The sequence below is a fragment of the [Borrelia] turdi genome (assembly GCF_008828755.2).
In the GTDB taxonomy this organism is placed as follows: Bacteria; Spirochaetota; Spirochaetia; order Borreliales; family Borreliaceae; genus Borreliella; species Borreliella turdi.
Map to the genome: position 1 here is coordinate 628,844 of NZ_QBLM01000001.1, position 19,568 is coordinate 648,411.

Annotated in this window: 24 protein-coding genes; all 24 read left to right on the forward strand. The window is 31.4% G+C overall.

Annotated features, from left to right (window positions below; genetic code table 11):
• Positions 1–8: 8 nt before the first annotated feature.
• Genes ftsZ through DB318_RS03040 form a run of 24 tightly spaced genes read left to right on the forward strand, consistent with a single transcriptional unit; the run spans position 9 to position 19,564 of the window.
• Positions 9–1,208, forward strand: a complete 1,200-nt coding sequence (gene ftsZ, locus DB318_RS02925) for a cell division protein FtsZ (RefSeq protein WP_151074272.1) — start codon at positions 9–11, stop codon at positions 1,206–1,208.
• Complete coding sequence (locus DB318_RS02930; protein WP_151059965.1) at positions 1,209–1,901, forward strand: tetratricopeptide repeat protein; 693 nt, start codon at positions 1,209–1,211, stop codon at positions 1,899–1,901.
• A 9-nt stretch (positions 1,902–1,910) separates the two neighbouring features.
• Positions 1,911–2,858 (forward strand): DNA-processing protein DprA, encoded by a 948-nt coding sequence (dprA, locus tag DB318_RS02935; RefSeq protein WP_151060486.1) that lies wholly within the window; start codon positions 1,911–1,913, stop codon positions 2,856–2,858.
• Positions 2,859–2,866: 8 nt separating this feature from the next.
• On the forward strand, positions 2,867–3,415 hold the full coding sequence (gene hslV / locus DB318_RS02940; protein WP_151059964.1) for an ATP-dependent protease subunit HslV: 549 nt from the start codon (positions 2,867–2,869) through the stop codon (positions 3,413–3,415).
• Complete coding sequence (hslU, locus tag DB318_RS02945) at positions 3,408–4,754, forward strand: HslU--HslV peptidase ATPase subunit (RefSeq protein WP_151059963.1); 1,347 nt, start codon at positions 3,408–3,410, stop codon at positions 4,752–4,754. The genes hslV and hslU overlap by 8 nt, the downstream gene beginning before the upstream one ends.
• 32 nt (positions 4,755–4,786) lie before the next feature.
• A complete protein-coding gene (gene flgB, locus DB318_RS02950; RefSeq protein WP_151074273.1) occupies positions 4,787–5,194 on the forward strand; it encodes a flagellar basal body rod protein FlgB in 408 nt (135 codons plus the stop codon).
• A 23-nt stretch (positions 5,195–5,217) separates the two neighbouring features.
• Positions 5,218–5,676 carry a flagellar basal body rod protein FlgC gene (flgC, locus tag DB318_RS02955; RefSeq protein WP_151059961.1) on the forward strand — a complete coding sequence of 153 codons (459 nt, stop codon included), beginning with the start codon at positions 5,218–5,220 and terminating at the stop codon, positions 5,674–5,676.
• Positions 5,677–5,688: 12 nt separating this feature from the next.
• A complete protein-coding gene (gene fliE, locus DB318_RS02960) occupies positions 5,689–6,024 on the forward strand; it encodes a flagellar hook-basal body complex protein FliE (RefSeq protein WP_151074274.1) in 336 nt (111 codons plus the stop codon).
• Positions 6,025–6,038: 14 nt separating this feature from the next.
• Positions 6,039–7,748 (forward strand): flagellar basal-body MS-ring/collar protein FliF, encoded by a 1,710-nt coding sequence (gene fliF / locus DB318_RS02965; RefSeq protein WP_151074275.1) that lies wholly within the window; start codon positions 6,039–6,041, stop codon positions 7,746–7,748.
• Between the two features lie 15 nt (positions 7,749–7,763).
• Positions 7,764–8,798, forward strand: coding sequence for a flagellar motor switch protein FliG (gene fliG, locus DB318_RS02970; protein ID WP_002556889.1), 1,035 nt, complete (start codon positions 7,764–7,766; stop codon positions 8,796–8,798).
• 14 nt (positions 8,799–8,812) lie between these two features.
• On the forward strand, positions 8,813–9,733 hold the full coding sequence (fliH, locus tag DB318_RS02975; protein ID WP_151074276.1) for a flagellar assembly protein FliH: 921 nt from the start codon (positions 8,813–8,815) through the stop codon (positions 9,731–9,733).
• Positions 9,734–9,751: 18 nt separating this feature from the next.
• Positions 9,752–11,062: a FliI/YscN family ATPase gene (locus DB318_RS02980; RefSeq protein WP_151073462.1), complete on the forward strand. Its 1,311-nt coding sequence runs from the start codon at positions 9,752–9,754 to the stop codon at positions 11,060–11,062.
• Positions 11,059–11,490 (forward strand): flagellar protein FlbA, encoded by a 432-nt coding sequence (locus DB318_RS02985; protein ID WP_151059956.1) that lies wholly within the window; start codon positions 11,059–11,061, stop codon positions 11,488–11,490. The genes DB318_RS02980 and DB318_RS02985 overlap by 4 nt, the downstream gene beginning before the upstream one ends.
• Positions 11,483–12,100: a periplasmic-type flagellar collar protein FlbB gene (locus DB318_RS02990; RefSeq protein WP_151059955.1), complete on the forward strand. Its 618-nt coding sequence runs from the start codon at positions 11,483–11,485 to the stop codon at positions 12,098–12,100. The genes DB318_RS02985 and DB318_RS02990 overlap by 8 nt, the downstream gene beginning before the upstream one ends.
• 7 nt (positions 12,101–12,107) lie before the next feature.
• Entirely contained in the window at positions 12,108–13,295 is a 1,188-nt protein-coding gene (locus DB318_RS02995) for a flagellar hook-length control protein FliK (protein ID WP_151059954.1), read from the forward strand.
• Between the two features lie 13 nt (positions 13,296–13,308).
• Entirely contained in the window at positions 13,309–13,755 is a 447-nt protein-coding gene (gene flgD / locus DB318_RS03000; protein ID WP_151059953.1) for a flagellar hook assembly protein FlgD, read from the forward strand.
• Between the two features lie 4 nt (positions 13,756–13,759).
• Complete coding sequence (flgE, locus tag DB318_RS03005) at positions 13,760–15,088, forward strand: flagellar hook protein FlgE (RefSeq protein WP_151074277.1); 1,329 nt, start codon at positions 13,760–13,762, stop codon at positions 15,086–15,088.
• 21 nt (positions 15,089–15,109) lie between these two features.
• Positions 15,110–15,334, forward strand: a complete 225-nt coding sequence (locus tag DB318_RS03010) for a flagellar FlbD family protein (protein ID WP_151059951.1) — start codon at positions 15,110–15,112, stop codon at positions 15,332–15,334.
• Positions 15,331–16,113 carry a motility protein A gene (locus DB318_RS03015; protein ID WP_151059950.1) on the forward strand — a complete coding sequence of 261 codons (783 nt, stop codon included), beginning with the start codon at positions 15,331–15,333 and terminating at the stop codon, positions 16,111–16,113. Before DB318_RS03010 ends, DB318_RS03015 begins: the two co-directional genes overlap by 4 nt.
• A complete protein-coding gene (gene motB / locus DB318_RS03020) occupies positions 16,113–16,895 on the forward strand; it encodes a flagellar motor protein MotB (RefSeq protein ID WP_151074278.1) in 783 nt (260 codons plus the stop codon). The genes DB318_RS03015 and motB overlap by 1 nt, the downstream gene beginning before the upstream one ends.
• Positions 16,896–16,942: 47 nt before the next feature.
• A complete protein-coding gene (gene fliL / locus DB318_RS03025) occupies positions 16,943–17,479 on the forward strand; it encodes a flagellar basal body-associated protein FliL (RefSeq protein ID WP_151059948.1) in 537 nt (178 codons plus the stop codon).
• A gap of 20 nt (positions 17,480–17,499) precedes the next feature.
• On the forward strand, positions 17,500–18,558 hold the full coding sequence (fliM, locus tag DB318_RS03030; RefSeq protein WP_151059947.1) for a flagellar motor switch protein FliM: 1,059 nt from the start codon (positions 17,500–17,502) through the stop codon (positions 18,556–18,558).
• Positions 18,559–18,603: 45 nt separating this feature from the next.
• The gene (gene fliN, locus DB318_RS03035) at positions 18,604–18,945 is read left to right on the forward strand and encodes a flagellar motor switch protein FliN (protein WP_151073456.1); all 342 of its coding nucleotides are present in this window, start codon (positions 18,604–18,606) and stop codon (positions 18,943–18,945) included.
• Positions 18,938–19,564 carry a flagella biosynthesis regulatory protein FliZ gene (locus DB318_RS03040; RefSeq protein ID WP_151073455.1) on the forward strand — a complete coding sequence of 209 codons (627 nt, stop codon included), beginning with the start codon at positions 18,938–18,940 and terminating at the stop codon, positions 19,562–19,564. The genes fliN and DB318_RS03040 overlap by 8 nt, the downstream gene beginning before the upstream one ends.
• Positions 19,565–19,568: the final 4 nt, after the last annotated feature.

Sequence of the window (19,568 nt, forward strand, 5' to 3'; positions counted from 1 at the left end):
AAGCGTTAATGAAAGATTATAATATGATTGATAGCCATACAAGAAGATTCGATTCTACCACAAATCCTACAATTCTTAAGGTGATTGGTGCGGGAGGCGGAGGTAGCAATGCCGTTAATCGTATGATTGAATATGGAGTAAGAGATGTTGAATTTATTGTGGCTAATACTGATCTTCAGGCTCTCCAAACTTCTATTGCTCCTATAAAAATTGCTCTTGGAGCAAAAGTTACAGCAGGGCTTGGTGCTGGAGGAAAGCCCGAGATTGGACAAGCTGCAGCAGAGGAAGATATAGACGTTATACGAAATCATCTTTCCGGTGCTGATATGGTGTTTATTACTGCTGGTATGGGGGGTGGGACAGGAACCGGAGCAGCTCCTGTTATTGCGCAAGTTGCAAAAGAGCTTGGCATTTTAACAGTTGGAGTTGTAACAAAGCCTTTTAAGTTTGAAGGGCCTAAAAAGTTGAGACTTGCCGAGCAAGGAATAAATAATTTAAGGAAATCTGTAGATACATTGATTATTATCCCAAATCAAAAGCTTTTAACTGTTGTTGACAAAAGGACTACCATTAAAGATGCTTTTAAGCGCGCAGATGATGTTTTGAGAATGGGCGTTCAAGGTATTGCAGGGCTTATTATTGAACACGGAGAGGTTAATATTGATTTTGCTGATGTTAAAAGCATTATGCAAGGGCAAGGCGATGCTTTAATGGGAATCGGTTATGGCAAGGGAGAAAACAGAGCTGTTGATGCTGCAACTTCTGCTATTAGCAATCCATTACTTGAAGAGGTTCGTATTGAAGGGTCTAAAGGGCTTCTTGTTAATGTTACTGGAGGGGATGATTTCTCATTGCTTGAGCTTGAAGAGATTATGGGAATAATTACTGTTAGTGTTGATGATGAGGCTACTGTTATATATGGTCATGCCATTAATTCAAATCTTGATGATGAGATTTATGTTACAGTTGTTGCTACAGGTTTTGCATCTAAAAAACAAAAAGAAATATCAAATGCACCAGAAAATAATACTTTAAGTTCCAAAGAATTTGATACTTTAATGTCAGGCAGTCAAAATATTCCTTCTGGATCTTATGAACATCAAGATTCTTCTTTTGCAGCAAAGTCTAAAAATGTTAATTATTTTGATGATGATATTGATGTTCCAACATTTCTTAGAAATTTAAATAAAAAAAGTAGCGATGATTAGATGAAAATTTTGTCGTTAATAATACTTATTAATTTATTTTTGTCTTGTGGTAGTGAATCTAAAGAAAAATTGAATCTTGGGCTTAGATTAAGAGAATTGGAAATTGCAGGCGGTGGATCTGAATCCAAGATTGAACTTTATAAGGAATTTATCGAAAAAGAAGATAAAAACATTTTAAAAATAGTTAATTCTATTGATAAGAAGGCCAGATTTTTCAATTTAATTGGCCTTGAATTTTTTAAGCTTGGTCAGTATGGGCCTGCTATTGAGTATTTTGCTAAAAATTTAGAAATCAATTCTAATAATTATTTATCTCATTTTTATATAGGTGTTGCTTCTTATAATTTAGCTAAAAATTTAAGAGTAAAAGATGAAGTTGAAAAATACATAGTTCTTGCTGAAAATTCTTTTTTAAAATCACTGGCAATTAGGGATGATTTTAAAGAATCTCTTTTTGCTATTTCTAATATGTATGTATATGATCTTGACAAACAACTTGAAGCTAAAAATTATTTAAATAAACTTGATGATATGGGTGAGAATTATTTTGAGTTTTTCATGTTAAGAGGTGCAAATTATTATTCACTAGGTGATCTTGGTAATGCTATATTATTTTATGATAAAGCTAGTAAAAGCGCTTCAACTCAAGAACAAAAAGAAGGTGTTTCTAGGATTATGAGTAATTTGAAGTAATTATTTATGATGAAATTGCTTTATATTGATAATTTGAAATTTTTAAAAAGCAAGGAAAAATTAAAACTTTTTAATAATTTTGATTTTAATGATATTATTAAATTGACCCAAAAGGATATTGAGTCTTATATTTTAAGATCATTTAGAAGACCATTTAGGTTGCCCGGTTTAAAATTAGTAGAATTACAAGAAAAAGTTATTCGAAGGACAAAGGCTAAAATTGCTATTCTAGGGTCTAAGCTTTATCCTAATAAGCTTAAAAGAATTTATGAGCCTCCTTTTGCTATCTACTATAAAGGCAATTTACCAAATTTTTCTTCATTGTCTTGGGCTGTTGTTGGTTCTAGAAAAATTAGCAAAATTCTTGCTGAGAGAACAAGAGAATTTTCCTCACATCTTGCAAAAAATGGCATAGAGATTATTTCTGGATTTGCAATTGGAGCTGATATTGAAGCTCATATAGCAGCAATAAATGAGAATAGTAGAACATTTGCTGTTATTCCAACAGATATTGATAATATTTACCCTAAGCAAAATCGAAAATATGTTTTCAAGCTTTTAGAACAAGGTGGAGGAATAATTACTGAGACTTTGCCATTTGATAAAATTCAAAATTATTTTTTTGCCAAAAGAAATAGATTGATCTCAGGTTTATCAGATGCTATTTTTATAACTTATGCTCCCTTAAAATCGGGGGCTTTGATTACAGCTGAACTTGGTCTTGACTTGGGACTTGACATTTATGTTTATGATTTAAATTTTTGTGGTGATGGAGGCGTAAAATTATATAGTTTTGGCGCTCAAGAGATAAAAACTGTTAAGGATCTTTATACTTTATTGAATATTAAATATGTGGATTCTACTAATATTGAAGATGATGATCCTAAAGAGTTTTGTGATTGTAAAAAAGTATCTGATGTTCTTATTGGAGAGCTTTTAAAAGAGATATATAAATAGGGGGTAATATGGGATTTAAAGGAACTACAGTTATCGCAATAAAAAAAAATGGTAAGACTGTGGTAGCAGCAGATGGACAAGTAACTTTTGGGCATACTGTTTTAAAGCGTAATGCTATTAAAATACGGAAATTGCTTAATGGGAAAATTTTGGCAGGATTTGCAGGTTCAACGTCTGATGCAATCACTCTTTTTGAAAAATTTGAAGAAAAAATCAAGGCAAAAGGTGATGGTTTGATTGACATTAAAAGAGCAGCTGTTGACCTTGCAAAAGATTGGCGTTCTGATAAAATACTTCATAAGCTTGAAGCCATGATGCTTGTTGCTGATTCTAAGAATATTCTTTTGATTTCTGGTACTGGTGATGTTGTTGAACCTGAAGAGGATGTTATTTCGATTGGTAGTGGTGGCAATTATGCATATTCAGCAGCTCTTGCTTACATGGATAACAAAAAATTAAGTGCTTTTGAGGTTGCGCTTAGATCTTTGAAAATAGCAGCAAGAGTGTGCATATATACTAATTCTAATATTGTGCTTGAGGAGATTGAAAATGAATAAATTAGAAGAGCATTATATAGTTCCCAAAGATGTGGTTTCAGAACTTGATAAGTATATAATAGGGCAAGATGAAGCTAAAAAATTAGTATCAATTGCTCTTGTTAATAGATATATAAGGTCCAGACTTCCAAAAGAAATAAAAGACGAGGTAATGCCTAAAAACATTATTATGATTGGGTCAACTGGCATTGGAAAGACCGAGATCGCAAGACGACTTTCTAAGTTAATTAAGGCCCCTTTTATTAAAGTTGAAGCTACAAAATATACCGAGGTTGGTTATGTTGGTCGTGATGTTGAATCTATGGTTAGAGATTTAATGGGCATTGCAGTTAATATGGTAAAAGAAGAGATGTATAGCACCGTAAGAGATGATGCTTTAGTAAAAACAGAGGAGAGAATAGTTGAGAGCCTTTTTAAAGGATCTGGCAATTCTGAGAATATAGATCCAAATGAAATAAAAGCCGAAGAAAAGGTAAAAGAGAAACTTAGAAAAAAGCTTAGAGCGGGCGAGCTTGATGATACTACTATTGAAATACAAATTTCTAGTAAAATGCCATTTTCTACAATAGAAATATTTACAGGTGGTAATTTTGAAGAGATTGACATGGGAATTGGTGGTTTATTAGGTAATATATTTGATAGAAAAAAGAAAAGAGAATTAAAGATTAAAAAGGCAAAGGAAATAATTTTAGCAGAAGAGCTTGAGAAATTGGTCGATCACGAAAACATCTCAGATATTGCAAAATCTAAAGTCGAAAATATGGGAATTATTTTTATTGATGAGATCGATAAAATAGCTGCTAAGAATAGGAGTGGCAATGATGTATCTAGAGAGGGTGTTCAAAGAGATATTTTGCCAATTATTGAAGGCTCTAAAGTTAATACAAAATATGGAATAGTTGATACTTCTCATATTTTATTTATTGCAGCAGGGGCATTTAATTTGGCTAAACCTTCTGATTTAATACCTGAGCTTCAAGGGAGATTTCCAATTAAGGTTGAGCTCAAGAGTTTAAGCATAGACGATTTGAAGAAAATTTTAAAACAAACAAAAAATTCTTTAATAAAGCAATATGTTGCAATGTTTAAGGTTTATAATTTAGATTTAAAGTTTAGCGAGGAGGCTATAGATAGAATTGCAGAGCTTACTTTTAATATGAATCTTGAGAGTGAAAATCTTGGCGCCAGAAGACTTCACGGTGTTATGGAAAAAGTGCTTGCAGATCTTTTTTTTGAGGTACCTGGTAGTAAGTTGAAAAAATTTGAAATAAACTTGGACTATGTTAATAAAAAAATACAAATTAACGAACAAAAAGATTTAAATTATTATATAATTTAGTTGAAAACAATTTTAACAGAGGGGGTTTTAATTTGAATGATTTTGAAAGATCTGTGGATTTTTCACATAGGTATTTAGATGTTCTAAGTTTAAGACAAAGTGTTATTTCTGATAATATATCAAATGTAGATACTCCAAATTTTAAAAGAAGTAAAATTTCTTTTGAGTCGGAGCTTGAAAAGGCTTTTTTAAATAAAGATAAAAATAATTTAAGCTTGATTAATTCTAGTGATAAGCATTTGTCTGGGTTTAAAAATATGGAGTATTCAGATGTTAAGCCCCATAGGGTTCTTGACCATTTTTCAACTATGAACAATAATGGCAATAATGTTGATATTGATTCTGAGATTAAGGCACTTGTGCAAAATCAAATGATGTATCATCTTATGACTAATGTGCAGGCGAATTATTTTAAAAGTATAAATATTGTATTAAAATAAATTAATATCTTAAGGAATGTAAAATGGGATTATTTTCAAGCATTAATATAGCTTCAACGGGATTAACAGCACAAAGGTTGAGGATTGATGTTATTTCTAATAACATTGCAAATGTTTCTACTTCTAGAATTCCTGATGGTGGGCCTTATAGAAGGCAAAGGATTGTTTTTGCTCCAAGGGTTAATAATCCTTATTGGAAAGGGCCTTTTATTCCAGATTATCTTGATAATGGCATTGGGCAAGGAGTTAGGGTTGCTAGTATTGAAAAAGATAAGTCCCCATTAAAATTAAAATATGATCCAACTCATCCTGATTCAATAAGTTTTGGAGAGAAAAAAGGGTATGTGGAGCTTCCTAATGTTAATTTAGTTGAAGAAATGGTAGATATGATTTCAGCTTCTCGTGCTTATGAGGCAAATTCTACTGTTATCAATAGCAGTAAGTCTATGTTTAGAAGTGCGTTGGCTATACTTCAAAGCTAAAGGAGAGATCATTTGGTGAGAATAGATGCTTTTTTTACAGAGAATAATATTAATTTGGTTAAAAAAAATCCTTTGCATTTTGATGTAAATCTTTCTAGTTCTAAAGGCAGTACTAAAAACAATAATATTAAAACATTTAAGGATGTTTTAATAAATACGATTACTGATGTCAACAAAAGCCAATTAAATGTTTCTAAAGTCATAGAACAGGCTATTCTTAGGCCAGATAGCATTGATGTTCATGATCTTGTAATAGCGATGTCTAAGGCTAATATGAATTTAAGCATTTTAAAGGCCGTTGTTGAGAGAGGTGTGAAGGCTTATCAAGATATAATCAATATTCGTTAAGGAGCTATAAGATTTTGAGCAAATTTTTTACTAATTTTTTTGTTTCAGCAAAAGGAATCTTCAAAAAAGCTAGTACGGTTCAGAAAATAGCCTTGGGATTGATTATTTTTTTTGTGATTCTCGCGCTTGTTTTTTTGGTAGGGTTTTCTACTAAAAGTCAAAGTATTGCTCTTTTTGGAGTTGAAATCAAAGATCAATATCTCTTAGATAGAATATCTCAAAGACTTGATAGAGAAAATGTTAAATATTTTTTGAGTTTTGATGGAAGAATTTATTTAGATGATGAAAAGCTTGCAAAAAAAATGAGAGCAATTCTTGTCAGAGAAGAACTTGTGCCTGTCCATATGGATCCATGGGCTTTGTTTGATATTGATAGATGGACTATTACTGATTTTGAAAGAAGCATTAATCTTAGAAGGTCTATTACAAGAGCGGTTGAACAGCATATTGTAGCTTTAGATGATGTTGATGCTGTTAGTGTAAATCTTGTTATGCCAGAGAAAGCTCTTTTTAAAGAAGCACAAGAGCCTGTTAAGGCATCTGTTAGGATTACTCCAAGGCCAGGTTCTGATATTATTACAAATAGAAAAAAAGTTGAAGGACTTGTTAAGCTTATTCAGTATGCCATTGAAGGTCTTGAATCTGATAATATTGCTATTGTTGATAATAGCGGAACGATTTTAAATGATTTTTCTAATTTAGATGGAATAGATAGAATCGACTTAGCAGAAAAAGAGCGCAAATTAAAGCTTAAGTATGAAGCTATGCTTAGAGGAGAAATCGACTCTGCATTAAGTAAGGTTTTATCTGTTGATAGATTTATGATAGCAAGAATAAATGTCAAACTTGACACTTCAAAAGAAACTACAGAATCTAAAGAGTATGCTCCTATTGAGCTTCAATCTCAAGACCCAAAAGCTTCTTATAACACTAGAAAAGTAAGTGATTCAACTATTATATCTTCTCAAACTCAAAAAAAAGAATATCAGGGTCAAGGATATAGTCCATGGGGACCTCCTGGACAAGAAGGCAACACTCCTCCTGAATACCAGGATTTAAGCGATATTACTGGTAAATATAATGAGTCTCAAGAGATCAAAAATGTTGCTTTAAATGAAAAAAAATCTACAAGCGAAAAGGAGCCTGCTAGGATCGTAGGTGTTTCTCTTGGTATTTTCGTAGATGGTATTTGGAATTTTGTGTATGATGAGAAGGGAGATTTCGTAATAGAAAATGGAATGAGAAAAAGAGAATATAAGCCTATGGCATTAGAAGAAATAAAAAATATTGAAGATGTTTTGCAAAGTTCTTTTGAATATAAGCCAGAAAGAGGCGATTCAATAACGGTTAGAAATATATCTTTTGATCGTATGAATGAATTTAGAGAAATAGATGAAAATTATTTCTCAAGCGAAAGGTTTAAATATTTTTTATTTATTGCAAGTATAATATTTTCACTATTAATTATAGCATTTACAATATTTTTTGCTATTTCTAGAGAACTTGAAAGACGAAGGCGTCTTAGAGAAGAGGAATTGGCAAAGCAAGCACATTTAAGACGTCAACAAGCCTTAATGGATGGTGGCGACGACATTGGCGTTGATGATGTTGTTGGTGGGATTAGAGAAGGTGATGAGCTTCAAAATAATGCTGAGCTTTTAGCCAGAGAAAAGCCAGAAGATGTTGCTAAGCTTATAAGAACATGGCTTTTGAAAAACGCGTAGAAGGTAGTAATTGATATGGAAGAAAAAAAAGAAAAGGAGATTCTTGATGTTTCTGCTTTAACGGGTAAGCAAAAGGCTGCTATTTTATTGGTTTCAATAGGTTCTGAAATCTCTTCTAAAGTGTTTAAGTATCTTTCTCAAGAAGAGATAGAGTCTTTGACATTTGAGATAGCAAAGCTTGAGACAATTACTTCTGAGCTTAAAGACAATGTTCTTTTAGAGTTTAAAGAATTAATGATGGCTCAAGAATTTATTCAAAAGGGTGGAATTGATTATGCAAGAGAGCTTCTTGAGAAATCTCTTGGGACTCAAAAAGCAGTTGACATTATTAATAATTTGGGGTCCGCCTTACAGTCTAGGCCTTTTGAATTTGTAAGAAGAGCAGATCCTGCAAATATTTTAAACTTTATTCAACAAGAACATCCCCAGACTATTGCTTTAATTCTTTCATATCTTGATCCCCAAAAGGCTTCTTTTATTCTTTCTAGCTTACCTACAGAAGTGCAGACCAATGTTGCAAGGAGAATCGCATTAATGGATAGAACTTCTCCTGAGGTTGTAAGAGAGGTTGAGAGGGTTCTTGAGAAAAAGTTAGCTTCTCTTTCTTCAGAAGATTATACATCAGCAGGAGGAGTTGACAATGTCGTTGAGATAATTAATATGGCCGATAGAAAGACCGAGAAGTTTATTATTGAATCTCTTGAAGAAGAAGATCCAGAGCTTGCAGAAGAGATTAAGAAGAAAATGTTTGTATTTGAGGATATAGTTTTGCTTGATGACAGATCTATACAAAGGGTTTTAAGAGAGATAGATGGTCAAGAGTTAGCAAAAGCTTTAAAATCCGTAGACATTCCTGTCCAAGAAAAAATTTTCAAAAATATGTCAAAAAGAGCAGCTTCAATGCTTAAGGAGGATATGGAATTTTTGGGACCTACTAGGCGAAAAGATGTTGAGGAATCCCAGCAAAAAATTGTTTCTCTTATTAGAAAATTAGAAGAACAAGGAGAAATAGTTATTTCAAGAGGTGGTGAAGAAGATGTGCTTGTCTGATAAAGGAGTTTTGTTTGCCTAAGGTTTTATATAAATCATCAGAAGTTGATAATTCAGTAAAGTTTGAATTTGTTGAGATAGCAAAGCCTGTTTTTGAATCTTTGGAAATTAAGGAAAAGGAAGGCAAGGTTTACGACATAGAAAGTAAAATTGCCGATCTTAAAGAAGAATTGCAATTTTTAAGAGATGAAAAATTACGACTTGAAGAGGAGCTTGCTAAAAGGCAAGAACTTGCTAAAGAAGAGATCCAAATTGAATCTAAAAGGCTTATTGAAGAGGCTAAGGTAAAAGCCAATGAAGTATTAGAGGCAGCCAAGCAGGAGGCAGATCTTTTACAAAGAGAAGCCATTTATAAGAAGGAGTCTATTGAGGCTGAATCTAATGCTGAGATTGAAAGGTTGGCAAGAGAGTATGAAGGAAAATTAAAAACGGATCTTGAGATAGCAACAGCTAAAGGCAGAGAAGAAGGATATAGTAAGGGCTATGAAAGTGGTTTTGAGGATTTTGACAAAGTTATGAGAAAGTTGAATAGCATAGTAGCATCTTTGATAGTCGAGAGGAAAAGTATTCTTGAATCCTCGGGCGGTCAAATAGTAAGTCTTGTTATGCAAATTGCAATTAAGGTTATTAAGAGAATTACGGATTCTCAAAAAGATATTGTCTTAGAAAATGTTAATGAGGTGTTAAAAAGGGTAAAAGATAAAACACAGATTACTATTCGTGTAAATCTTGATGATTTAGATATTGTTAGACATAAAAAAAGCGATTTTATTTCTAGATTTGATGTTATAGAAAATTTAGAAATAATAGAAGATCCCAACATAGGTAAAGGTGGCTGTATAATTGAAACTAATTTTGGAGAAATTGATGCGCGCATTTCTTCTCAACTTGATAAAATAGAAGAAAAGTTTAAAAATTTTTCTTTATTAAGTTAAGTATCTAAAGGAATTTTAGTGAGCAATTTTTTTGAAAATTATTTAAGACAACTAGATGATATTGAAGCTGTTTCTTTTGTTGGTAGGGTGCAAAAAATAAAGGGTCTTTTAGTTGAAAGTTTGGGACCTCAGTGTGCTGTTGGAGATTTGTGTTTAATTGATCAAAGAAATAATAAAAAGGTATGTGCTGAGGTTTTAGGCTTTAATGGTCCTTATGTTAGTCTTATGGCTTATGAAGGATTTAGTGGGATTGAAGTTGGAAATAAAGTCTATTCTTTAAATAAAGGGCTAGAAATAAATCTTAGTGATGAGCTTTTAGGAAGAGTTATTGATTCTCTTGGTAGGCCTATTGATAATAAAGGGGCATTTTTAAACAATAGATATAAAGAGTTAATTTTTGAAAAAATTAACCCAATCAATAGAAGTATTTTTGAAGAGCAAATATTAACAGGAGTTAAAGTTCTTGATGGATTTTTGCCAGTTGCAAAAGGACAAAGAGTTGGTATTTTTTCTGGGGCTGGCGTTGGCAAATCTACTTTGCTTGGTATGATTGCAAAAAATTCAAATGCAGATGTAAATGTTATTGCTTTTATCGGAGAGAGAGGTCGAGAGCTTAATGAGTTTATTGAACATGAACTTGGTGAAGAGCGTTTAAAAAAAAGTGTTTTAGTTGTTTCAACTTCTGATGAATCGCCCATATCAAGGTATAAGGGAGCTTATGTTGCTACCATGATAGCAGAATACTTTAGGGAGCAAGGTAAAGATGTGGTTTTGCTTTTTGATTCTATTACTAGGTTTGCAAATGCTAAAAGGGAGATGTCTCTTTCTTTAGGAGAGCCCCCAGTGGCTAAAGGTTATCCGCCTTCTGTTTTTGTTGAAATTCCAATTTTACTTGAGAGATCAGGTTTTAATGGTAATGGAGGAAGCGTTACTGGATTTTATACTGTTCTTGTTGAGGGAGATGATTTTGCAGAACCCGTGGCTGATAATATTAAAGCTGTTTTGGATGGTCATATTATATTAGACAGAGATTTGTTTGATAGAGGAATTTATCCTTCAATAAATATTCTTAGTTCAACTTCAAGATCTATTCATAGAATAATAAGTTTAGAAAAACAAAAATTAATAATGAAAGCTAGAAATTTATTATCTGTTTATAAAGATTATGAAGATCTTGTTAGAACAGGAATTTATCTCAAAGGATCTAATAAGGATGTTGATTTTGCAATTTCTAGGTATCCCAAGATTATTGATTTTATTTCTCAAGGAATAAATGAAACATTTGATTTTGAAAATTTAGAAGATGAAATAAGGGAAATATTATCTTGAATGATTTAAACTTTAGAAAACAAAAGCTTAATAAAATATTGACCATTAGAATTTATTATCGAAAGTTAAGTGAGAGAGACTTAATGAATGTAAATAAGGAAATTTCAAAAATAAATCAATTTTCAGATGGGATTCCGAATCTTTTAAAAAGTTTGAATAGCTTTGATAATCTTTCCATAAGAGGTTATATAGACTGTTTGAATTATAAAAAAAAACAAAATTTTAAAATTCTTGAAAAACTTAAAAAGTATCATAATGAGTGTTATGATGTTTATGTGGATAAATATAGGGATGAAAAAAAGATTAAGATATTAATAAAAACCTTAAATGATTCTATAATTAAAGATAGAGAAAAGAAGGAAAGCTTACTGCTAGATGAGCATATAAATTATAAAGTTTGTCAAAATCTGAGGATTGAAAGTGAATAATTTTTTATCGTTCTTTTTTAGGGCATTTTTTTTGTTATTTTTAATTGTTATTTTATTTTTCTTTATATTATTCTTTGTTGATTTTCTTGGGATGTATAATACTAAGAGATATTTCCCTGACTTTGTAAGAACTAAGTTTTTAGGAGAAACTTCTCTAGCTTTTAATCATAATTCTAATATAATTCTTGATGAAGCTAGACTTATTAAGGAAAGAGAGGCTATTGATATTAAGAATCAGCAAATTGAAAAGCTAAGAGAAGATCTAAAGTTAAAAGAAGACAGTTTAAATAAGCTTGAATTTGAGCTTAAGCAAAAGCAGAAAGATTTGGATTTGAAACAAAAGGTAATAGATGACATTATAAATAAATATAATGACGAGGAAGCAAATATTTTACAAACAGCTGTATATTTAATGAATATGCCGCCAGAAGATGCTGTTAAGCGACTTGAGGATTTAAATCCTGAGCTTGCTATATCTTATATGCGGAAAATTGAAGAGGTTTCTAAAAAAGAAGGTCGGCTATCAATTGTTCCTTATTGGCTGTCTCTTATGGATTCTAAAAAAGCTGCTATATTGATTAGAAAAATGTCTGTTAGTTCATTGGAGTAGTGCTTATATGAGTAATTTATTAAATTTAAGTAAAGCTTATAACAATAAATTTAATCTTTTGAATACAGTTAAAGGGTTAAGTTTAAATGTATCTAAAATAGAATCTAGAGGGAATGCAAATTCTTTTTTAAATATTATTTCTTCTGAATCTAAAAAATTATCAAAGCTAAAATTAATGATATTTGATTTTTTAAATTTTTTTAAAGATAATGGGCTTATTTCTAAAAATTTAAAAAAATCGACCTTAAACAAATCCTTTTTTTTAAAAAAACTTGAAAATGAGGCTTTTGTTTCTGACCTGGAATCCTTGATTTCTAAAATGAATGTTTTTTTAGATTTTGAAGGGTTAAATAGCATTAAAGAAAATCTATCATTCAATTTTGATAATTTTGATTTTTTAAATAAAGAAAAATTTTTTGAAAAAATTGAAAGACTTTGTTTGGCGTTTGATGATTTAAGTTCTTTTTTGGGTTTTAATTTTTCAACTTCCTTGATTAATGATTATTATAATCAGATAAGCTTGAATGATAAAAAGGAAGAAAAAAATGTTATTAACATTGATGTGAAAAATTTTAAGAAGAATAATAGTGATCATAATGATTTTGTTTTTTTAAAGTTTAGTTTAAATTCAATTGATAGTCAAAATTTTGTTGGCAAGTATAAGGTTAAAGAAATATCGGACGACTCTTTAAAAGGTTTTGTTGAAGAATTTGTCAATTATAACATAAAAAACTCTAAAGAGGTTGATAATTTTGATTTTGTTAGCAGTTTAAAGCCAGAGTGGAACCTTAAGATTAATAAAAATATTGTGGATAAAGCTAAAGTTGTGTTAAAATCGAATAATACAGGAGAGATCAAGTTGGTTTTAAAGCCCAAAGAGCTTGGTAGCATACGAATTAATTTAAACCTTGATTCTAATAATAATTTATTGGGAAAGATTGTGGTGGACAATCAAAATGTTAAAATGCTTTTTGACCAAAATATGCATTCATTAAATAAAATGCTTGGTGAGAGTGGTTTTAATGCTAGCTTGAATCTTTTTCTTGCAGGTGAGAATTTAAATTCTTTTTCTAAAAATTTTAAAGATGACCCTAAAGATCAAAATTTCCATTTTGGTTATAATAAATTTTTTCAAATTGAAGAAGAAGTTGAATTTTCTTTCGATTTGGATAAAAATGTTAATTTAATTGTTTAGAGGATGGAGCTAAATGAGTAAAATGAATAGCGTTGAAAATGTTTCTAATTTGACTATTAGTAGTAAAATTAAAAAAGAATCAGATTTTAAGGTTAACAATGTAGCCAATAAAGTTAATCTTGGCAAGGATGATTTTTTAAAGTTACTCGTTACTCAACTTAGGTATCAAGATCCTACAAATCCAATGAAGGATAAAGAGTTTATTGCTCAAATGGCGCAATTTTCGGCTCTTGAGCAAATGACCAATATGAGCAAATCATTTGAAAAATTGTCTTCTTCTTTAGAAGGAAGAAGAGATTTGGATTTATTGGGTAAAGTAATTAAATTTCAGCGTGTTGATGGGGGGGGGATCGTTGAAGGTCGTGTCACAAGCATTAAGACCGGAGCAATACCCCAAGTTATGGTTAATGGTAATTATTATGTATATAAAAATATATTGTCGGTAGGTTTGGAGGACTAATTATATGATGAGATCTTTATATTCTGGTGTTTCTGGTCTCCAGAATCATCAAACAAGAATGGATGTTGTTGGAAATAACATCGCTAATGTAAATACAATTGGATTTAAAAAGGGAAGAGTAAATTTTCAGGATATGATATCTCAGTCTATTTCTGGAGCTTCTCGTCCTACTGATTCTCGTGGTGGGACTAATCCTAAGCAAGTTGGATTAGGTATGAATGTTGCCTCAATTGACACTATTCACACTCAAGGAGCTTTTCAAAGTACCCAAAAAGCATCTGATCTTGGGGTTAGTGGTAATGGATTTTTTATTTTAAAAGACGGTGAGAATTGGTTTTATACAAGAGCTGGTGCTTTTGATGTAGATTCTGATCGACATCTTGTAAATCCTGCAAATGGAATGCGAATTCAAGGTTGGATGGCAAGAGATTTAGAAGGTGAAAAGGTTATCAATACAGCTTCTGATGTTGAAGATCTAATTATTCCTATTGGAGATAAAGAGGGGGCAAAATCTACCAAAAACATTACTTTTGCCTGCAATCTTGATAAGAGATTACCTGTAATTCAAGAAGGTGCAAGTTCAGCGGATATTGCACGTGGAACTTGGGTTGTCAATAAGTCATTGTATGATAGCTTTGGAAATGTTAGTGTTCTTGAACTTAGAATTGTAAAAGATCTAAATACTCCTAATTTATGGAATGCAACAGTGTTAATAAATGGTGAGCAAAATTCAAATTTTACACTTGGGTTTGATAATGAAGGAGCATTGGCATCTTTAAATGGGCAACCAAGTCAAAAAGGAGATATTCTCCAAATCCCCATAACATTTAATGTTTTAGGCGCAAATGTAGGAGAAGTTGGCGAGCAGCAAACTGTAAATTTGAAATTAGGAACAGTTGGAAGTTACACCGATTCAATCACTCAGTTTGCTGATTCTAGTACTACAAAGGCTATTATTCAAGATGGATATGGCATGGGATATATGGAAAATTACGAAATTGATCAAAATGGTGTTATAGTTGGTGTTTATTCAAATGGTATAAGGCGAGATCTTGGCAAGATTGCTCTTGCTTCTTTTATGAATCCCGGAGGACTTGCAAAATCAGGCGATACTAATTTTGTAGAAACAAGTAATTCAGGTCAGGTTAGAATAGGTGAAACTGGACTTGCTGGGCTTGGCGATATTAGATCTGGTGTTTTAGAAATGGCTAATGTTGATCTTGCAGAACAGTTTACAGATATGATAGTGACTCAAAGGGGGTTTCAGGCAAATGCCAAAACTATTACTACTTCTGATCAATTATTGCAAGAACTTGTAAGATTAAAAAATTAAGCTAAGATTATTTTTTAATATATGATTTTTGTAACTAAGCTTAATGGTTATGGATATTATTTAAATCCTTGTCATATTGAAAGTATTGAGGCTAATCCTGATACTACAATTCTTCTTATGAATGGTAAGAAGTTAATTGTAAAAGAAAAAGTTGAAGAGGTGGTCAATAGAATTAAGCTATATAGGAAAGAGGTTGCTTCTTTTGAAAAAATCGTAGGAGAAGGAAATGGGGGAGTTGAATTATGAATTTAGCTAGTATAATTGGGTGGGGAGTTGGATTTGGAGCTATTTTAATTTCCATGGCATTTACTCCTACAGGACTTGGTGTTTTTTGGGATTTAAGTTCTGTTTTTATTACTGTTGTTGGATCTTTTTCTGCTCTTATGGCTTCTTCAGAAGTTATTGCTGTAAAAAAAATTCCAACGTATTTGGGATTTTTCTTTAGAAGGAATTCTTATGCTAAGATTTCTATTATAAAAATATTAGTAGAACTTTCAGAAAAGGCTAGAAAAGAAGGTCTTTTATCTCTTGATGATGAGCTTGAACAAATTAATGATCCATTTTTTAAGTCAGGAATGAGGCTTGTTGTTGATGGTGCAGATCCTGAGGTAATTAGGACTATGCTTTATTTAGAGCTTGATCAAATGCAAGAAAGGCATAAAGTTGGTTCAGAACTTTTTAAGACTTGGGCAAAGCTTGCCCCGGCTTTTGGTATGACGGGGACTCTTATTGGACTTGTAGCTCTTCTTGGTAATTTAGAGGACAAGTCTGCGCTTGGTTCTTCTATGGCTGTTGCTCTTATTACAACTCTTTATGGAACTATAATGGCAAATTTAATGTTTATTCCTGTTCAACTTAAGTTGGAGAAAATTGATTCTGAGGAAGCTGCAGTAAAGACAATGATAATTGAGGGGGTTTTGTCAATTCAGTCCGGAGATAATCCTAGGATTTTAGAGCAAAAATTAATGACTTTTTTAACTCCCAAAGATCGTAGTCATCTTGGCAGTAGCATTGGGGGTGAATAATGGCCTTGCGAACTAAAAAGCCTTTAAAATGTGATGAAGGATCACCAGATTATATGTTGACCTATGGAGATATGGTTACTTTGCTACTTGTATTTTTTGTTACAATGTTTTCATTAAATGATATTATTTTTCAAGAAAATGTAATAAGGATAATGTCTGCTTCTTTCACTGGTGCAGGATTTTTTAAAGGCGGTAAAACTTTAGATTTTAATAAATTATCTTATCTGAGCAATAGTTTTATGTCTTTACCTTCTACTGTACGCAATAAGCAAGCATCTCAGACTGCTAAAAATAAATCTATGATTGAATTTATTGAAAAAATCCAGTCTAAAAATATTATGGTTAGACAGGAAGAGAGAGGCATTGTGATATCTCTTGCAGCAGACGCATTTTTTGATTCTGCTAGTGCAGATGTTAAGCTTGAAGACAATAGAGATTCTATTCAAAAAATAGCATCTTTTATTGGGGTTTTAAGCTCTAGAGGATATAATTTTAAAATAGAAGGGCATACAGATAATATTAATACTGATGTAAATGGGCCTTGGAAAAGCAATTGGGATCTTTCGGTTGCAAGATCTGTTAATATGCTAGAACATATTTTGAACTATTTAGATGAATCTAATGTTAAAAGCATTGAAAATAAATTTGAAGTGTCTGGTTTTGGCGGAAGCAGACCTATTGCAACAGATGATACTCCTGAGGGCAGAGCTTATAATAGAAGAATTGATATATTGATTACTACGGATGCATCTTTAAGTTTTCCTAAGGAGATTAAGCAGTAATAATTCTTTTTAACTATAAATAAGAAATTAATAGGAGGGATTTTATTATGCCGAATAAGGATGATGAAAATTTAGACATAGGGGATTCTAATGTTAGTAGAAAAGGCGGTTTATTGCCTGATATTATAATAAAAATTTTACAGATACTTGCGATAGGAATATTTACTGTTGCGATAATGATAATTGTTTCTTACTTTGTATCTAAAATGGTTGTAAGCCAAAGTGGAGCTCCTAGCGATTTTCCGGTTTTTTCTAATGAATACTTGGGAAAGCCGCCTATGCTTATATGGTATGAAAGTATAGACGAGATTAGAGGTAATACTTTAGATGTTCCTCCAAAAACTTTTGTTGTAAAGCTTGCTTTAGGATATGCAGAAAATAATGTTAATATTCTCAATGAGCTTGGAAGACAAAAAGTGCGCTTGAAAGATATTATTAGAGAATATTTTAGCCAAAGAACTGGTCAAGAAATAAAAAATGAAAGTCAAATAAAAGCAGAAATTAAGGCAAGAATTAATAGTATTCTTAGAAATGGAGAAATAAAAGAAATAGCATTAACTCAAATTGATATTTTTGATATGTAATAAATTTAAAGGAATTTTAAATGGCAAACAATCCAGGAGCTTTATCTCAAGATGATATAGATAGTCTTTTAGAGTCTATTAACTCATCTGAGAGTTTATCGTTAGACGAATCCCTTTCTAATGTTATATCTAGCCCTACAGGCAAAAAGCAAAAAGTTAAAATTTATGACTTTAAAAGGCCAGATAAATTTTCAAAAGAGCAGGTCAGAACGGTTTCGAGTTTTCATGAAGCATTTGCTAGGTACACTACTACCTCACTTTCTGCTCTTTTGAGAAAAATGGTTCATGTTCATGTGGCTTCAGTTGATCAATTAACCTATGAAGAGTTTATTAGGTCAATACCCAATCCTACAACTTTAGCAATAATAAATATGGATCCCCTTAAAGGATCTGCTATTTTCGAGGTTGATCCAACCATAGCATTTGCTATAGTAGATAGGCTTTTTGGGGGAGATGGAGATACGATTAAAGATAAAAGTAGAGATTTAACAGAAATTGAGCAGTCTGTCATGGAAAGCGTTATTATTCGTATACTTGCTAATATGAGAGAGGCTTGGTCTCAAGTAGTTGATCTAAGGCCAAGATTTGGGCATATTGAGGTCAATCCACAGTTTGCTCAAATAGTCCCCCCTACAGAAATGATTATTTTAGTAACTCTTGAGGTTAAAATAGGAAAAGTGGAAGGGCTTATGAATTTTTGTTTGCCTTATATTACTATAGAACCTATTGTTTCAAAATTGTCAACAAGATATTGGCATTCTTTGATTGGGGTTGGCACTACTAGTGAGAATCTTGATGCTTTGCGCGAAAAGCTGGAAAATACAGCTATGCCTTTGATAGCAGAAATAGGAGAAGTTAAACTTAAAGTAAGAGAAATTTTATCGCTTGACAAAGGGGATGTTTTAAATCTTGAATCTTCTCTAATAAATAAAGATTTAACTTTAAAAGTTGGAACTAAAGAAAAGTTTAAATGCAGAATGGGTTTAATGGGAAATAAAGTTTCAGTACAAATTACAGAAAAAATTGGAGATATAAAAGGTTTTGATTTGTTAAAAGAGCTTACAGAAGAGGTTGAGTGATAGTTATTTTTTTTATTATAGTTTAAATTATTAAGAGGTTAAATTATGAGTGTAGATGAAAAAAGTGATAGTGTAGAAAAGCCAGAAATAAAAGGGGTTAAACTTCCCGATTTAATTGATACTTTGCCAGAAGGAGTTGATCCTAGTAATTTTGGGCTTTTAATGGATGTTTCTATGCAGCTTACTGTAGAGCTTGGAAGAACAGAGCGCAAAATAAAGGATATACTTGGTATGTCTGAGGGTACGATTATTACTCTTGATAAACTTGCTGGTGAGCCTGTAGATATTTTAGTAAACGGTAAAATAGTTGCCAGGGGAGAAGTAGTTGTAATTGATGAGAATTTTGGAGTTAGAATTACTGAGATAATTAAAACTAAAAATGAATAATAAATTTTTATTTTTAGTTTTTTTAGCGTTTTCTAATTTTTTTACATATGCTAATTCACAAGAGCAAGTAAATTCAATATCTACTGATTTAGAAAATGAATCTAGCTTACCAATCTTTGAAGAGGATAAAACAAATCTTGCTAACAATAATAGAGTTCAGCCCGTTTCTCTTTTTAATGTTTTTGATTTGGTTAAGATAGTTTTATTTTTGCTTATTGCTTTTTTTATATTTTTCTTATTTAAGAAGTTGATTTTTTATTCAAAAAAAAGCAAATACGAACAAAATTCTGATTTAATTAAGGAGCTTGTTTTTTACGAGATAGATGTCAAAAATTCAATAAGAATTATAAATATATTAGACAATGTTTACATATTTTTAGTTTCTAGCAATTCTTCTATTTTGCTTAAAGAAGTTAAATCTGAAGAAGAGCTAGAAGATTTAAAATTTAGACTTAGCAAAAGTAATAATTCTATTAAGAAAGATTCTTTTAAATCAATCTTTAAGAAAATGTTGCTCAAAAAAGAAGAGATTCCTTTTTCTAGGAATGATTATGTTAAACTTGAGAAGAAAATTGAGACTTCGCTTAAGGATAAACAAGATAGATTAAAAAAATTTTAGAGGG

Coding starts and splice junctions, on each gene's coding strand:
- ftsZ (WP_151074272.1), top strand. CDS start 9: ATGAAAGATTATAATATGATTGATAGCCATACAAGAAGATTCGATTCT.
- DB318_RS02930 (WP_151059965.1), top strand. CDS start 1,209: ATGAAAATTTTGTCGTTAATAATACTTATTAATTTATTTTTGTCTTGT.
- dprA (WP_151060486.1), top strand. CDS start 1,911: ATGAAATTGCTTTATATTGATAATTTGAAATTTTTAAAAAGCAAGGAA.
- hslV (WP_151059964.1), top strand. CDS start 2,867: ATGGGATTTAAAGGAACTACAGTTATCGCAATAAAAAAAAATGGTAAG.
- hslU (WP_151059963.1), top strand. CDS start 3,408: ATGAATAAATTAGAAGAGCATTATATAGTTCCCAAAGATGTGGTTTCA.
- flgC (WP_151059961.1), top strand. CDS start 5,218: ATGGGATTATTTTCAAGCATTAATATAGCTTCAACGGGATTAACAGCA.
- fliG (WP_002556889.1), top strand. CDS start 7,764: ATGGAAGAAAAAAAAGAAAAGGAGATTCTTGATGTTTCTGCTTTAACG.
- DB318_RS02995 (WP_151059954.1), top strand. CDS start 12,108: ATGAGTAATTTATTAAATTTAAGTAAAGCTTATAACAATAAATTTAAT.
- flgD (WP_151059953.1), top strand. CDS start 13,309: ATGAGTAAAATGAATAGCGTTGAAAATGTTTCTAATTTGACTATTAGT.
- flgE (WP_151074277.1), top strand. CDS start 13,760: ATGATGAGATCTTTATATTCTGGTGTTTCTGGTCTCCAGAATCATCAA.
- DB318_RS03010 (WP_151059951.1), top strand. CDS start 15,110: ATGATTTTTGTAACTAAGCTTAATGGTTATGGATATTATTTAAATCCT.
- DB318_RS03015 (WP_151059950.1), top strand. CDS start 15,331: ATGAATTTAGCTAGTATAATTGGGTGGGGAGTTGGATTTGGAGCTATT.
- motB (WP_151074278.1), top strand. CDS start 16,113: ATGGCCTTGCGAACTAAAAAGCCTTTAAAATGTGATGAAGGATCACCA.
- fliL (WP_151059948.1), top strand. CDS start 16,943: ATGCCGAATAAGGATGATGAAAATTTAGACATAGGGGATTCTAATGTT.
- fliM (WP_151059947.1), top strand. CDS start 17,500: ATGGCAAACAATCCAGGAGCTTTATCTCAAGATGATATAGATAGTCTT.
- fliN (WP_151073456.1), top strand. CDS start 18,604: ATGAGTGTAGATGAAAAAAGTGATAGTGTAGAAAAGCCAGAAATAAAA.
- DB318_RS03040 (WP_151073455.1), top strand. CDS start 18,938: ATGAATAATAAATTTTTATTTTTAGTTTTTTTAGCGTTTTCTAATTTT.